Origin of the sequence: Pseudomonas izuensis, assembly GCF_009861505.1 — a bacterium.
In the GTDB taxonomy this organism is placed as follows: domain Bacteria; phylum Pseudomonadota; class Gammaproteobacteria; order Pseudomonadales; family Pseudomonadaceae; genus Aquipseudomonas; species Aquipseudomonas izuensis.
This window is the reverse complement of record NZ_WTFT01000003.1, coordinates 285,530-299,087: the sequence shown is the minus strand read 5'-3', so window position 1 is coordinate 299,087 and position 13,558 is coordinate 285,530. Positions and strand designations below refer to the sequence as shown.

Below are 13,558 nucleotides of genomic sequence, written 5' to 3'. Positions count from 1 at the left end.
GGCGGGGGGGGGGGAAAAACCCGCCGATCCCGCCGGCCATGCCGATCAGGCCGGTCATCACGCCGATTTCCCGGCGAAAGCGCTGTGGAACCAACTGGAATACCGCGCCGTTACCTGCCCCCAAACCAAGCATGGTGCAGACGAACAGTGCCAGCGCAGCAACGGAGCTTGGCAGGTTGAAACCCACGGCTGCGATGCAGATCGCCGCCACGGTGTACATCGCCAGCAAGGTGCGGATGCCGCCGAAGCGATCAGCCAGGGCACCACCCAATGGACGCATCAGGCTGCCACCGAACACACAGGCCGCGGTGTAGTAACCGGCGGTTACCGGGCTCAGGCCGTACTGGTCGTTGAAATAGCCGGGCAGGGCGCTGGCCAGGCCGATGAAACCGCCAAAGGTCACACTGTAGAAAAACATGAACCACCAACTGTCGCGGTCGCCCAGCGCCTTGAAGTAGTCAGCCATCGACTTGGCTTTCGGCCGCTCAGGGGCGTTTTTGGCCAGCCAGGCGAAGACGATCAGAGTCAGGATCAGCGGGATCAGGGCGAAGCCGAAGACGTTGCTCCAGCCAAACGCTGCCGCCAGCACCGGCGCGATCAACGCGGCCAGTACGGTCCCCGAATTACCGGCCCCGGCGATGCCCATGGCCTTGCCTTGATGCTGCGGCGGGTACCACTGCGAAGCCAGGGGCAGGGCCACGGCGAACGAGGCTCCGGCCATGCCGAGGAACAGCCCCAGCAGCAGCGCTTGCTCGTAGCTGTGGATGCCGAGTTTCCAGGCCCCGAACAGTGCACAAATGACGATCACTTGACCGATCAGGCCGGCGGTTTTCGGTGACAGGCGATCAGCCAGCATGCCCATCGCAAAGCGCAATACCGCCCCGGCCAGGATCGGCGTAGCCACCACCAGTCCGCGTTGTTGAGTGGTCAGGTGCAAGTCACCGGCGATTTGCACCGCCAGGGGGCCAAGCAGGTACCAGACCATGAAGCTCAGGTCGAAGTACAGGAAGGCCGCGAACAGGGTCGGGGTATGGCCGGATTTCCAGAAGCTTGAATTCATCGCGCACCTCAGCTGATAGGAGTCTCGAACGGGAGTCATGCAGGTGGGGCGCCGAAGGGCTGCACCACCGGCCCCGGGCTATGGGGCCAAAACAAAAAAAACGCCGCTACCCGATTCGCCAGGGGCAAATGGGGTGAGCGACGTCTTTGTCGTGGGTGGGGCAACCGCCGTTGGTTACCTGTGGTGATTACTTAGCCAGATTTGTGCCAACAGCCGAAACCGAGTTATGGCCAATCGCGAGCAAGCTTTGCTCCCACAGGAAAGTGGTATTCCTTGTGGGAGCAAAGCTTGCTCGCGATGGCGTCCTTTCAGACGCTTCAGGGCTTCAGCCAAGCAACTCACTCATGGCAATGATCTGTTCCGCCACCTGGATCAGCTTTTGCTGGCGGCTCATGGCTTGGCGGCGCATCAGGGTATAGGCCTGTTCCTCGTTGCAGTTCTTCATTTTCATCAGCAGCCCTTTGGCCAGCTCGATGCGCTTGCGCTCGGCCAGTTGCTGGTCGCGGGCGTGCAGTTGGGCGCGCAGGGCCTGGTCGCTTTCGAAACGCGCCATGGCCACGTCCAGAATCGGCTGCAAGCGTTGTGCGTGAATGCCTTCGACGATGTAGGCACTGACTCCGGACTTGATAGCCTGGCGCATCACGTCGGGGTCGTGTTCATCGGTAAACATTACAATCGGCCTTGGCTGGTCGCGGCTTACCAGCACCACTTGCTCCATGACATCGCGGCTCGGTGACTCGGTATCGATCAGAATCACGTCCGGACGCACCGTTTCGACGCGTTCGGGCAGGTCAATGGTCAGCCCGGACTCGTCGATCACCTCGAAGCCCGCTTCGATCAAAGCCGCTTTCAGGCGCCCGACTTTTTTCGCCGTGTCGTTGATCAGCAGGATACGCAACATATTCGCAGTCTCCTGTCAGTGGCTGGCGATAAGGGGCGAGCTGTCGCCCATGGCGTGCAGTTTGAAGCTTCGGGCATAACCGGCCGGATCAGAGCCGTCCCAGACCTTGCCATCGATCAACTGGCTGCTGCGCATTTCCGTATCCAACGCGGCGACACCGACGGCACTGGCGGCTTCCCGGTACACCTCCAGTTGCTGGACCTGGCGGGCCACCGCGAGGTAATCCGGGTCGTCGCGCAACAACCCCCAGCGGCGGAACTGGGTCATGAACCACATGCCATCGGACAAGTACGGCAAATTGACTGCGCCCTCACCGTGGAAACGCAAGGCGTGCGGGTCTTGCCAGCGATTGCCGAGACCGTCGGCGTACTCGCCCAGCAGGCGAGGTTCGATGCAGTCGAGCGGGGCGTCGAGGTACTGCGGCGCACTGAGCAATTGTGCAGTGCTGCGGCGATTTTCGACGCTGTCTTCAATGAAACGGCTGGCTTGCAGGATCGCCATCACCAATGCCCGGGCGGTATTGGGGTATTGCTCGACGAAGGCGCGGGTGCAGCCGAGGACTTTTTCCGGGTGATCGGGCCAGAGGGTCTGGGTCGTCGCCAGGGTGAAACCGAGATCCTGTTGCACTGCGCTGGCGGACCAGGGCTCGCCGACACAGAAACCGTCTATGCGACCCGCTTGCAGGTGCGCGACCATTTGCGGCGGTGGCACCACCACGCTGTCGACATCCTGCAACGGATGGATGCCCTGGCTGGCGAGCCAGTAATACAGCCACATGGCATGGGTGCCGGTGGGAAAGGTCTGGGCGAAGGTCAGTTTTGGGCGAGTTTGGTGCACGTGCCGGTGCAGTGCTTCAGGACTGGTCACGCCCAGGCCTTGCAAGGCACGGGAGAGATTGAGGCTCTGGCCGTTCTGGTTCAGGCCCATGAGCACAGCCATGTCGGTCGGAGCCACGCCACCGATGCCCAGGTGCACGGCGTAGATCAGGCCGTACAGGCTGTGGGCGGCGTCGAGTTCACCGCTGACCAGTTTGTCCCGCAGATTGGCCCAGGATGGCTGGCGCTTGAGGTTCAGGGTCAGGCCGTAGGGCTGGGCGAAGCCCTGGGTGGCGGCAACGACCACCGAGGCGCAGTCACTCAGGGCCATGAAGCCCAGATTGATTTCGGTCTTTTCCGGGGCATCGCTGCCATTGACCCAGGCCAGAGGGCCAGCGGACGGTTCGTTCATCGCGTGTTCACCTTGCAAAAAAAACGTCGTACCGGGGACCTTGCGCGCGCAAGCCCGGTCACGACGTCATTGTCCTGGCACTCACACCGTCGTTGGCGTGGGTGCTGATGCCTGAACGGGTGCAAGGCATATGCCAGCCGGGGTTTCATCAACTTTTCATCAGGATTCAACGCGCCATGTCTTTCATCCTGCCAGCCCTTGATCGTCAGGCCGAAGGAGGTTGGCGTGCACATCGAATTTCTACGCGACACGCATTTCCCGGATGCCCGTTCCAGCGAGCGGGTGCTGCATCTGCGTGTCAGCGAATCCCCCGTGCAACTGGTCTCGCAACAGTGCGCCACGGTCGGCTGCCTGCCGGCAGGTTGGGAAGGGCTGATTGCGATGAGCGGTGCATTCGAGGCGCACGGCAGCATGCAGGCGCTGCCGATTGCGCAAGCACCTTTGGTGAAGTTGCAAGTGTTCATCGATCTGGGGAACGCGCTGAATGATCAACGGCCTGGCCGGGCTCCCTGGGCGGCATTGCCGGTGGCTTACCCCACCGCTCAGTGCGAGCGCGCGCTCGAGCGCTGGTACATCGAACAGTCCATGGTCGGTGGTGTGGCCTACCAGGCCTTTGCCAGTGTGTTGCGTCATACCGAGGCTTACGGACTGGTGCGCTTTCTGCTGGAACAGGGCACCCACAGCGAGAAGCTGACCACCCTGGCGCAGCGTTATGGCGTCTCTGTGTCGCATTTTCGCCGACTGTGCCGGCAGGCACTGGGTACGGCAGCCAAGCCTGCCCTGCGCGGCTGGCGGACGGCCCAGGCGCTGTTGAACATGAGTCTGCAGGGCGGTTCCCTGACGGATGTGGCGCTGGAGTTCGGTTTTGCCTCTTCTTCGCATTTCTCCAAGGAAATCCGCGAACTGGTGGGTTTCACGCCCAGCAGCCTGGCCGACATTACCTACCTACCAGGCAAGTGAACCCATGAACCGCCTAATTCACTCTTTGTATGTGTTGCCCTTCTGGCTGGGTGCCACGTTGATCATCCTGCCGTTGGTCGTGCAGGCGGATATCTATCAATTCGAGGCCCGCGAACAGAGCGCGCGCACTTTTTTCAGCGAGTTGTCCGGATCGCTTGGCAAGCCGGTCATCGTCAGCAAGGCCGCTGCGGCCAAGCGCGTTTCCGGTACGTTCGATCTGCGTAAACCGCAACAGACCTTTGAGCGAATCAGCTTGAAAATGGGTTTGATCTGGTACACCGACGGCCAGGCGATTTACCTGTATGACGCCCCGGAAATCAAAAGCTCGATGGTGTCACTGCAAACCCTGACCGTGGCCAGGCTTCAGGCGTTCCTTGAGCGTTCCGGATTGCACGATGGCCGTTATCCATTGCGCCATGACGGTCTGCGTACTTTTCATGTGTCGGGTCCGCCGATGTATGTCGACCTGGTGGTGCAAGCGGCCGGGATGATGGATAACCAGCGTTCGGAGTTGTTGCTGGGCAAGCAGCAGATCGGTGTCATCCAGGTACACAATACCTTTGTCAGCGACCGCAAATACGAGTTGCGCGATGACAAGGTGACCCTTCCCGGGTTGGCCACCGTGATCGAGAATTTGTTGCGTGGCGAGAAGCGCGAGGTCGAGCCGTCAGTGGCGCAAGCCCCTGCATCGCGACCGCAGGGATTGATGCCGGCGTTTCCCCTGGAAGGCTTGGCGACCAGCCCGTCGGATCGGGACCCGGCAGCGCCGCGCATCCTTGCACGGGACGTGGCCGCCGGAAACATTCGGGTGGTGGCCTATCCCGACACCAACAGCCTGCTGGTCAAGGGGTTGCCGGAGCAAGTGCGTTTTATCGAGAACCTGGTGAGCGCGCTGGACACGCCGAAACGACATGTGGAGTTGTCGCTGTGGATCATTGATCTGCACAAGGATGAACTCAATCAGTTGGGCATCAACTGGCAAGGCACCGTGAATTCCGGCGGGAAATTTTCCGCATCGCTCAATGCCGGCTCGGCGACCACCCTCGATGGTGCGTCGTTCGTGACCCAGGTCATGGCACTGGAACGCACCAACCGGGCGAATGTGGTGTCGCGGCCGGTGATCCTGACGCAGGAAAACGTGCCGGCGATCTTCGACAACAACCGCACGTTTTATGCCCCGCTGGTGGGGGAGCGCAGTGTCGATCTGCAGCACGTGACCTACGGCACGCTGGTGAGCGTGCTGCCCCGTTTTGCCCGGGCGGACGAGGTCGAGATGTCGCTCAATATCGAGGACGGCAACGAAGTCGAAAAACCTGATCAGGACAAGCAGCCGGGTACATTGCCAACGGTCGGCCGCACACGCATCAGCACGGTAGCGCGGGTGCCCCAGGGCAAGAGTCTGTTGGTGGGTGGTTTCACCCGCGATGACAACAGTGAGCAAGTCGGTCGCATACCGGTTCTGGGTTCGATTCCGTGGGTCGGGCGCTTGTTCAGCTATCGGCAGAACCGTTCGGCCAACACGGTGCGGGTATTCCTGATCCAGCCCAAGGAAATTCGCGACACACTGGAGCCCGCCACGGAAGAGCCGGCGACACGATTGCTGAGCCCGGAGCAGCACGAGCGTGTGCGCCGGTCCTATTTTCGGGCAGCCGTACAATGATTCTGCCATTGATTTCCACGGGTGGGCGAGCCGCCCAGGCACGGCTGAATGCCGAGAAGGCCGCCGAACATCCACAGCCCCAGGCGGATGCAGACATCGATCTCGATGACAGCGGTACGGCTGCTGCTGTCGGGCGTTTTGTGCAGATCAGCGATGAAATGTCGGCGGCACTGGCGCAGTTCCGTGGTCGACGGCACTTCGAACTCAAGTCCGATACGCTGGCCGATAATTTCGAACGGGTGCTGGACGACGACACGGTGCCCAAGGCGCGGCAGATTCTCAACCTTGCACGTCTGACGGACAAACCTGTCACCTGGCTGCTGCAAATGGTGCGACATCTGTTCCCCGACGATAGCGACCTGGCCTTGGTGCTGCGGGAATTATTGCGCCGAAAGAAGATGGAAGCAGCTACTCGCCAACGACTCGAAACATTGTTGCAGACGGTAGTTGCCCAAGGCTCCCCCAAGCGTATGAATGCCGGGATCAACGCTGCCCTCAAAGCTCGAATGTTCGGTAAAAGCATGGCAGTGCGCGCAGCACTGTTGCGCGAGACCTACCGCGATTTTCTCGAGTCCGACGAAGGCCCGATCGATTGCTATCAGGACTGGATTGCGTTGTACGGGCCACCCCAGCGCATGAACGTTCTGGTCTTTATCGAAGCGGCGTTGCTCACCGACATCAGCGCCCAGGACCCGAGTTGCTCGCGCGCGGAATTCGGTCATCTGCTGGCCCGGGTGAACGACCTCAAGCGCTTGCGTTCGGCCGATGACTTATTCATCGGCAGCCTGCTCGGTGATGCGCTCATCTGTCGGCATAACCCCCACGAGCCTGACTGGCTGGTGTTCCTGCTCGGCGTGTTGGCCTACCCCGATGAGCTCGATCAGCTATTGCTCGGCGCATTGGGCGAGCGCGTGCTGCTGAGTCCGCACCGTGAACGCTCGACCGCGCTGCAGACGCTGCGCCGGCTCAGCCTGCAATTGCCGACACCCCTGTTTGCCGACGAAGAAGCGCCGGTGCGCCTGGCCCAACAGTTCACGCGGCTGGCCGACATTGCCTACGCCCACGAATGTATCGAACAGCGACGTCTCGGCGGTTGCTCGTGACTTTTTTGCGGAACCGACCTGCCATGCTCAATGTGTTTTTGCGAAACGTCGGCGCTCGCCCGGAGCTGCTGATCCTGACGCTGATGGTGATGATCATCGCCATGTTGATCATTCCGCTGCCGACGGCGCTGGTGGATTTTCTCATCGGCCTGAACATTGTCATTTCACTGCTGGTGTTCATGGGTTCGTTCTACATCGAACGCATCCTCAGTTTTTCGACCTTCCCGGCGTTGCTGCTGTTGACCACCTTGTTTCGCCTGGCCCTGTCGATCAGCACCAGCCGCCTGATTCTCAGTCAGGCCGATGCGGGGGAGATCATCGCGTCGTTCGGTGAGTTTGTGATCGGCGAAAGTCTGGTGGTGGGTTTCGTGATCTTTTCCATTGTCACCATTGTCCAGTTCATCGTGATCACCAAGGGCTCGGAACGGGTGGCCGAAGTCGCGGCGCGTTTCTCGCTCGACGGTATGCCGGGCAAGCAAATGAGCATCGACGGTGACCTCAAGGCGGGCGCCATTACTGCCGAAGAGGCCAAAGAAAAGCGCAGCGTGCTGGAACGTGAAAGCCAGCTGTACGGCTCGTTCGACGGCGCCATGAAGTTCATCAAGGGCGATGCGATCGCCGGCATCATCATTATCTTCGTCAACTTCATCGGCGGCATGGCCATCGGGGTCGGGCAGATGGGCATGGACATGTCCACGGCCTTGTCGACCTACACACTGCTGACCATTGGCGATGGTTTGGTGGCGCAGATTCCTGCGTTGCTGATCGCCATCGGCGCCGGTTTCATCGTGACGCGTGTCAACGGTGACGACAGCAACCTGGGGCGCAACATGCTCGCGCAAATGCTGGGGCATCCCTTCGTGCTGGGGGTGACGGCGCTGCTGGCGGTGGGTGTGGGCCTGTTGCCCGGTTTTCCGCTACTGACCTTCCTGCCCATTGCCGCTGCCCTGGCGCTGGTGGTGTTCTTCCGACAGCGCAAGGCTTCGAGGATGGAAGGGCAAGGCGACAGCCGTCCGGCCCCTGCGCAGGGGGATGCGATGCAGACCGGACCGGGCCTGCTCGATGACATCGACAACATTGCCACCGAAACCGTCGCCTTGATGTTGCTGGTGCCCATGGTGCGCCTGGACGAACTGAACAAGGCCCGCTGGGCGGCGCGCTTTCGCAGCCAGTTTTTCGTCGACTACGGGTTGCGCATTCCGGAACCGCAGCTGCGTGCCAGCGAGGCATTGCCGACCCATCAAGTGGCGGTGCTGATCAATGAAGTGCGCGCCGAGCAGTTCGATATCCATTTCGATCACTGGCGCCTGCTCGACTATTCGCCAGAGCTGGAGCCCCTGGGCTTTGCCCTGGTGCGTGGCAACGACAGCAACCGTTTGGGCGGTGTCTGGGTCAACGCCGCCGACAGGGAGCGGGTGCAGCAGTTGGGGTATCACCTGCGCCCGGCGGACGAGGAATGCTATCGCTGCCTGGTCACGCTGCTGGCGCGCAACATCCAGGAATTTTTCGGGGTGCAGGAAACCAAGCAGTTGCTGGACGAAATGGAATCGCGCTACCCCGATCTGCTCAAGGAAGTCTATCGCCACGTCACGGTGCAAAAGATCGCCGAGGTGCTGCAGCGGTTGATCGGCGAGCGCATTTCCGTGCGCAACATGAAGCTCATTCTCGAGTCGCTGGCTCATTGGGCATCGCGGGAAAAGGACGTGCTGGCACTGGTCGAACACGTTCGCGGTGCATTGGCCCGCTACATCAGCAACAAGTTCGCCCAGGGCAATGACTTGCGTGTGCTGCTGTTGTCACCGGAGTTCGAAGAGGTGGTGCGGCGGGGCATTCGACAAACCTCGGGCGGCAGTTTCATCAACCTGGAGCCGGCCGAGTCGGAGGATTTGATGGACCGACTGACTGTCGGTCTGGACAGCGTGCACATCGCGCACAAGGACATGGTGTTGCTGTGTTCGGTCGATGTAAGGCGCTACATCAAGAAGCTGATCGAGGGGCGATTCCGGGAGCTGGACGTAATGTCGTTCGGCGAAGTCTCCGAGACAGTCTCCGTCAATGTCATCAAGACGCTGTAAGGAAAACCTGTAAATGATGCCAATGGATATTGCCGACCTGTTGCGCGAAGCGCTGCGCCACAGTGGGTGCATGGACAGCCAGATCGGACACTTCGACAGTCACAGCATTATTGAAATGCAGATGAAGGATTTGCCCAATATCAACGTCGGTCATGTGGACGGAGAGGTATGGGTCTGGGCCGCGGTGATGGAGATCGGGTCTCTGCAATTGGGGCGTAGTGCCGACCGGTTGTTGCAGATTTTACTGCAAGGCTGCCCTTGGTCCCGCAGCGGACAGTTGCATCTGTGCGAGGTAGAAGGGCAATTGGAACTGCGGCTGATGTGCAATCAGCACGCCCTCAGCGAGGCCGGAAATTTCGCCCAGGCGTTGGACCATTTTGTGGCGGTGGTCGAAGAACTGTGCGGCATTCTGCGCCTATGACCGGGCGGCTGGAGCGAACGGCTGCCCATCCTTTGCGACTGAGCGGCCCATTGATCGAAGCCGTGCTGAGCAATGTGGTGATCGGCGAAATCTGTGAAGTGCGTCGCCATTGGCGCTTGCCTGAAGTGGCGGCCAGGGCGCAGGTCATCGGCTTCAAGCCCGACACCGTCGTACTCAGTTTGCTCGGCGATGCGAAAGGCTTGTCCAGGGAGTCGATGATTGTGCCCACGGGCTCGACCCTGCAACTGACGTGCAGTGATGCCTTGCTCGGCAGCGTGGTCGATCCCCAGGGCACTATCGTGGAGCGTCTGGCACCTTCAACGGCGCTGGCTCAGCGCGACTGTCCGGTGGATGCCGACCCGCCGTCGTACCAGCAGCGGCGTCCGGTTGTGGACTCGCTATGCACGGGAATTCGCGTCATCGATGGCTTGCTGACCTGCGGTGTCGGCCAGCGCATCGGCATCTTCGCCGCCGCCGGTTCCGGCAAAACCACGTTGATCAACATGCTGATCAATCACACCGATGCCGATGTTTTTGTCATCGGCCTGATTGGCGAGCGCGGGCGCGAAGTGACCGAGTTCGTCGAACATCTGCGCCAGTCCGAGAAGCGCTCCCGCTGCGTGGTGGTGTATGCCACATCGGATGTTTCGTCGGTGGATCGCTGCAACTCGGCCCTCCAGGCCACGGCCATCGCCGAGTATTTTCGTGACCAGGGCCGGCGTGTGGTGTTGTTGCTGGATTCGTTGACACGCTATGCACGTGCCCGGCGCGACCTGGCCCTGGCGGCAGGCGAAGCTCCGGCGCGGCGCGGCTATCCGGCCTCGGTATTCGATGCCTTGCCGCGACTGCTGGAGCGACCCGGAGTGACCGCTTCCGGCAGCATCACTGCCTGGTACACCGTCCTGCTGGAAAGTGATGATGAACCTGACCCGATCGCCGAGGAGATCCGCTCCATTCTCGATGGCCATGTTTACCTCAGCCGAGCCCTGGCGGCGAAAGGTCACTACCCGGCGATCGATGTCTTGCGCAGTGTCAGTCGCGTGGCGACGCAAGTCACCACGCCACAGGTACAGCAACTGGCGGCGTCGACCCGGGAAACGCTGACACGTCTCGAACAACTGCAGATTTTTCTCGACATGGGCGAGTACACCCAGGGCGTGGACGCCGCCAACGACCGCGCGCTGCAACGCCGTGACGCCCTCGACCAGTGGTTGCGACAGCCCACCGGCGAATGTTGTGAACCGGACGAAACCTTGAGGCGCTTGCATGAGCTTATTACCTGATCGACGACGCCTGTTGGCGTTCAGTCAGTTTCGTCGGCAACGGGGCGAACAGGCCGTGCTGCGTACACAGCAGCAACTGCAACCGCTGTTGCAGGAACGGGCCGGATTCGAGGGGCAAGAAACAGCGCTGCAAAACCTGTTGGCCAGCCATCGCGCCAATGACTGCGTGCTGGATCACGGGCAACTGCTGGCGCTGTTGCGGCGGCAGGCGGTCATCCGTCGGCAGATCGATCTGTTGCGGGTCGAGCGTGATCGCGTCGACCAGCAGTTGCGACAGATCGAAAAAACGTTGCAAGAGCAGCGCGAGCAACTGCGTTTTCTGCAGTGCAAACATGACAAGTACGAGCAGTCTGTCCAGCAGTTGTTGCGTGCGCAACGGCTTGAACAGGTGCGTCGGGAAGAACGAGAGGTCGAAGAGATGAGCGGAGTTCGGCGATGAAAGAGGTATCTGTCATTTCACCTTTGCCGGTTCAGGCTCCGGACACCGTGTCCGAAGGTTCCCCGGATGAGCTGCGAGATACGTTTGTACCGGCGCAAGAGGATGAGCTGCCGCAAGGTGTGCTGGAGCTTGTGGCGAGTTTGATCCTGCGTCATCGGCCCGCGATGGGTTCCCCCCGGAGAACAGCCCATGTTGAACCCGAGGGAGTACAGGCTCCGACTCCGGTGACGATGTCTCATCCAAAACAGGACCCATTGCCCGGCAAGCCGATACACCGTCCGTTACCACAACCCATGGTTCCTGTTGCTGCCTTCATCGACAGGGTGACAGCGCCAACACCCATGAACCGGCTCCCTTCGATTGCAGATGAACCGGTGTTGTTTGAACGCCCAACGGTCGAACCACGGCAGGCCGTGCATGTCACCAATTCCAGTGCGCCGCAGGCATCCAACGTCGATGAGCCATTGCCCGAAGCCTTATTGAGCCTTCAAACACCGCGCCATGCGCCGGTGATTGCACAACCTGCTGCTCCTCTGTCTACACCGCAGCTACCGCCACCGGCGCTCGACGTAACGCTTGAAAACCTGCCGGGCCCGGACCGGGGCTTGCTGCAGGTGCCGTTCAACAAAGGCGCCGCCAACGGGCAAGTGACGATCAGTCGAGTGCCTGACGAGCTCAATCGAAACCTGCAACTCAGCCCTAGCAATGCTTTGGTATTCGAGCAACTGAAAGAACCTTTCGAGTCGGCCCGAGAGCCTGCCTGGCGACTGACTGACAGTGGCGGTGAACAGCAGCGTCAGGGCTCCCATCAGTCGCCGGATGACGAACAGGCGGAGCAATCCGAGCATCCGGCATGAGCACGCTGAAGTTGCGCCGGCTCAATGTTCAAGCACACGTCGGTGCGCAATGGGTTAAACGCTGGCAGCGCGCTGGCATTGATGCCGGCATGGGCAGTCCGCGAAGACGACCCGGCTACTTGCGTTTTCACGCACGAGGCGATGGCGCGGACTGGCAAGGGTTGATTGTCGCCCGCGACTGGTTGCATCTCTCGATTGCACAGTTGCAGTCGTTACTGGCGGTCGAGTGCCCGGTGGCCAGCATCGCCGGGTTGTTTCGGGCAGTGCCACGGCCCTTGCCGCTGGAGGTAGAGGCGTTGCACTACCGGGCGCTTACCGACGTCGAGCTCGTCGATCCGAAGGAATTGCCCGCCCACGACGTGCCGTGGCTCGACACGCCAGGGGGGCGAGTGTGGTTGACGCAGTTGCCCCCGGCACGCGCCGCTCACATAACCCTCGGTCCCGAGTGCTGGCTGAGCGATTTGCCGCTACGCCTGGAGCTAATGCTGGGCGTCAGTCACCTGAACCCTGCAAGTCTGATTCGGCTGAAAGAGGGCGATGTCCTGCGGATCATTCAACGCACTCACCAGTGTTGGCTGGCGGATCGATGCCTCGGCGTTTTCACGTTTCACGAAAAGGGAATACACATGCAATCGACCATGGTCGAAGCCAATCAACAGGACACGCCGGATCCCGGGATTGACCTTGGTTCTTTATCGGTGCGCCTGGAGTTCGTACTCGCCAGCCAGCAAATCGATCTGGCCTCGTTATCGCAGATCATCGAAGGGCAACTGATCCCGCTGGCTGACGATGCCGCCCATCACATCGAGATTCGCGCCAATGGCAAGTGTGTTGCCCGTGGAGAACTGGTGCAACTGGACGAGCAATTGGGCGTCGAGTTGCTAGAGGTCTACCGGAACATCCGCAATGAATGACGTCTCGCTGATCGCGCTGCTGGCGTTCGCGTCCTTGCTGCCGTTTTTGGTGGCGGCAGGCACCTGCTACATCAAGTTTTCCATTGTCTTCGTCATCGTGCGCAATGCCTTGGGGTTGCAGCAGGTGCCGTCGAACATGGCGCTGAATGCGATCGCCTTGATGCTGGCGATTTTCGTGATGACGCCGGTGATGAAACAGGGTTATGGCTATTACAAGTCTGAAGCGGTCGCCTTCACCGATATCGAGTCGGTAGTGAATTTCGCCGAGAACGGATTGGGCGGCTACAAGGACTATCTGCGCAAGTACACCGACCCTGAACTGGCGCTGTTTTTCGAGCATGCCCAAACGGTTCAGGATGAGTCCGAAGTCGGCCTGCCTGCCGATGAAGAACTCACGCCCTCGTTGTTTTCACTGCTGCCGGCCTATGCCCTGAGCGAAATCAAAAGCGCCTTCAAGATCGGCTTCTATCTGTATTTGCCCTTCGTGATCGTCGACCTGGTGATCTCCAGCATCCTGCTGGCGCTGGGCATGATGATGATGAGCCCGGTGATCATCTCCGTACCGATCAAGCTGGTGTTGTTCGTCGCGCTGGACGGCTGGGCGCTGCTGTCGACCGGGCTGGTCAAGCAATACCTGACCTTGCTGGCGTAGGGGGCG

Annotated in this window: 13 protein-coding genes; 10 read left to right on the top strand and 3 right to left on the bottom strand. The window is 60.7% G+C overall.

The features are described 5' to 3' along the window. From GPL81_RS03085 to GPL81_RS03075, 3 genes are all read right to left on the bottom strand, one after another. Positions 1–1,060: nitrate/nitrite transporter (locus GPL81_RS03085; RefSeq protein WP_160105151.1), on the bottom strand; the 1,060-nt coding region annotated here is incomplete at its 3' end. Between the two features lie 325 nt (positions 1,061–1,385). Next, positions 1,386–1,961, bottom strand: coding sequence for an ANTAR domain-containing response regulator (locus GPL81_RS03080; protein WP_160105150.1), 576 nt, complete (start codon positions 1,959–1,961; stop codon positions 1,386–1,388). 15 nt (positions 1,962–1,976) lie between these two features. Then, on the bottom strand, positions 1,977–3,188 hold the full coding sequence (locus GPL81_RS03075; protein ID WP_160105149.1) for a CmpA/NrtA family ABC transporter substrate-binding protein: 1,212 nt from the start codon (positions 3,186–3,188) through the stop codon (positions 1,977–1,979). A gap of 225 nt (positions 3,189–3,413) precedes the next feature. On the opposite strand from GPL81_RS03075, the gene GPL81_RS03070 reads away from it, so the two are divergent. From GPL81_RS03070 to GPL81_RS03025, 10 genes are all read left to right on the top strand, one after another. After that, positions 3,414–4,148, top strand: a complete 735-nt coding sequence (locus GPL81_RS03070) for a helix-turn-helix domain-containing protein (protein ID WP_178122556.1) — start codon at positions 3,414–3,416, stop codon at positions 4,146–4,148. A 4-nt stretch (positions 4,149–4,152) separates the two neighbouring features. Beyond that, positions 4,153–5,808 carry a type III secretion system outer membrane ring subunit SctC gene (gene sctC / locus GPL81_RS03065; RefSeq protein ID WP_160105148.1) on the top strand — a complete coding sequence of 552 codons (1,656 nt, stop codon included), beginning with the start codon at positions 4,153–4,155 and terminating at the stop codon, positions 5,806–5,808. Next, positions 5,805–6,911 carry a type III secretion system gatekeeper subunit SctW gene (sctW, locus tag GPL81_RS03060; protein WP_160105147.1) on the top strand — a complete coding sequence of 369 codons (1,107 nt, stop codon included), beginning with the start codon at positions 5,805–5,807 and terminating at the stop codon, positions 6,909–6,911. The genes sctC and sctW overlap by 4 nt, the downstream gene beginning before the upstream one ends. A 23-nt stretch (positions 6,912–6,934) precedes the next feature. After that, positions 6,935–8,986: an EscV/YscV/HrcV family type III secretion system export apparatus protein gene (locus GPL81_RS03055; RefSeq protein ID WP_160105146.1), complete on the top strand. Its 2,052-nt coding sequence runs from the start codon at positions 6,935–6,937 to the stop codon at positions 8,984–8,986. A gap of 22 nt (positions 8,987–9,008) precedes the next feature. Further along, complete coding sequence (locus GPL81_RS03050; RefSeq protein WP_246218878.1) at positions 9,009–9,407, top strand: InvB/SpaK family type III secretion system chaperone; 399 nt, start codon at positions 9,009–9,011, stop codon at positions 9,405–9,407. Beyond that, a complete protein-coding gene (gene sctN / locus GPL81_RS03045; RefSeq protein WP_160105144.1) occupies positions 9,404–10,690 on the top strand; it encodes a type III secretion system ATPase SctN in 1,287 nt (428 codons plus the stop codon). The genes GPL81_RS03050 and sctN overlap by 4 nt, the downstream gene beginning before the upstream one ends. After that, on the top strand, positions 10,674–11,129 hold the full coding sequence (locus GPL81_RS03040; RefSeq protein ID WP_160105143.1) for a type III secretion protein: 456 nt from the start codon (positions 10,674–10,676) through the stop codon (positions 11,127–11,129). The genes sctN and GPL81_RS03040 overlap by 17 nt, the downstream gene beginning before the upstream one ends. A gap of 341 nt (positions 11,130–11,470) precedes the next feature. Beyond that, positions 11,471–11,986, top strand: coding sequence for a SpaN/EivJ family type III secretion system needle length determinant (locus GPL81_RS31320; RefSeq protein ID WP_246218877.1), 516 nt, complete (start codon positions 11,471–11,473; stop codon positions 11,984–11,986). Next, the gene (locus GPL81_RS03030) at positions 11,983–12,900 is read left to right on the top strand and encodes a FliM/FliN family flagellar motor switch protein (protein ID WP_160105141.1); all 918 of its coding nucleotides are present in this window, start codon (positions 11,983–11,985) and stop codon (positions 12,898–12,900) included. Before GPL81_RS31320 ends, GPL81_RS03030 begins: the two co-directional genes overlap by 4 nt. Further along, positions 12,893–13,552, top strand: coding sequence for an EscR/YscR/HrcR family type III secretion system export apparatus protein (locus GPL81_RS03025; RefSeq protein WP_160105140.1), 660 nt, complete (start codon positions 12,893–12,895; stop codon positions 13,550–13,552). The genes GPL81_RS03030 and GPL81_RS03025 overlap by 8 nt, the downstream gene beginning before the upstream one ends. Positions 13,553–13,558: the final 6 nt, after the last annotated feature.

What these genes read in the sequence shown, in the direction of transcription:
- GPL81_RS03080 (WP_160105150.1), bottom strand. Translation starts at nt 1,961, where the DNA reads ATGTTGCGTATCCTGCTGATCAACGACACGGCGAAAAAAGTCGGGCGC.
- GPL81_RS03075 (WP_160105149.1), bottom strand. Translation starts at nt 3,188, where the DNA reads ATGAACGAACCGTCCGCTGGCCCTCTGGCCTGGGTCAATGGCAGCGAT.
- sctC (WP_160105148.1), top strand. Translation starts at nt 4,153, where the DNA reads ATGAACCGCCTAATTCACTCTTTGTATGTGTTGCCCTTCTGGCTGGGT.
- sctW (WP_160105147.1), top strand. Translation starts at nt 5,805, where the DNA reads ATGATTCTGCCATTGATTTCCACGGGTGGGCGAGCCGCCCAGGCACGG.
- GPL81_RS03055 (WP_160105146.1), top strand. Translation starts at nt 6,935, where the DNA reads ATGCTCAATGTGTTTTTGCGAAACGTCGGCGCTCGCCCGGAGCTGCTG.
- GPL81_RS03050 (WP_246218878.1), top strand. Translation starts at nt 9,009, where the DNA reads ATGGATATTGCCGACCTGTTGCGCGAAGCGCTGCGCCACAGTGGGTGC.
- sctN (WP_160105144.1), top strand. Translation starts at nt 9,404, where the DNA reads ATGACCGGGCGGCTGGAGCGAACGGCTGCCCATCCTTTGCGACTGAGC.
- GPL81_RS03040 (WP_160105143.1), top strand. Translation starts at nt 10,674, where the DNA reads ATGAGCTTATTACCTGATCGACGACGCCTGTTGGCGTTCAGTCAGTTT.
- GPL81_RS31320 (WP_246218877.1), top strand. Translation starts at nt 11,471, where the DNA reads ATGAACCGGCTCCCTTCGATTGCAGATGAACCGGTGTTGTTTGAACGC.
- GPL81_RS03030 (WP_160105141.1), top strand. Translation starts at nt 11,983, where the DNA reads ATGAGCACGCTGAAGTTGCGCCGGCTCAATGTTCAAGCACACGTCGGT.
- GPL81_RS03025 (WP_160105140.1), top strand. Translation starts at nt 12,893, where the DNA reads ATGAATGACGTCTCGCTGATCGCGCTGCTGGCGTTCGCGTCCTTGCTG.